Origin of the sequence: Brucella grignonensis, assembly GCF_002252505.1 — a bacterium.
GTDB lineage: Bacteria > Pseudomonadota > Alphaproteobacteria > Rhizobiales > Rhizobiaceae > Brucella > Brucella grignonensis.
This window is the reverse complement of sequence record NZ_NNRL01000025.1, coordinates 1-510: the sequence shown is the minus strand read 5'-3', so window position 1 is coordinate 510 and position 510 is coordinate 1. Positions and strand designations below refer to the sequence as shown.

Sequence of the window (510 nt, the reverse complement as noted above, 5' to 3'; positions counted from 1 at the left end):
CGGTTTCACCTGTGGGTGTACGAGGCACGTCCCGACGTGAACTCGATGATCCACACCCACTCGCCCTGGGCGTCAGCACTAGCCGCCGCAAGAGAGCCCCTGGTGATCTCGCAGATGGACATGACCCCGTTCCACGACGACTGCGCGTTTCTCTGTGAATGGCCAGGCGTCCCAATCGCCGACCAGGAGGGGGTCGTCATATCGAAGGCGCTTGGCCAGAAGCGTGCAATCATCTTGGCGCATCATGGCTACCTCACCGCGGGCAAGTCTATCGAAGAGGCCACCTATCTGTCAGTCTATCTGGAACGTGCAGCACGCATGCAGATCCGCGCCCGAACCTTCGGTCCCCTCACGCCCGTGGACGACGGTCTGGCTAGGGAGGCACATGACTACCTCCTCAAGACGTCGATCGTGAATGCCACCTTCGACTATTGGTGCCGACAGACGCACAGCGCGGTCCCGGAATCGGGCACACGATAGAGACCGCGCGTCCTCACGCCTGCGGAGGGC

At 62.2% G+C, this 510-nt stretch carries 1 protein-coding gene; it reads left to right on the top strand.

What is annotated here, in order from left to right; genetic code table 11:
- A partial coding sequence (locus CEV33_RS00285; protein ID WP_208620111.1) for a class II aldolase/adducin family protein occupies positions 1 to 480 on the top strand: 480 nt, incomplete at its 5' end.
- Positions 481 to 510 lie beyond the last annotated feature (30 nt).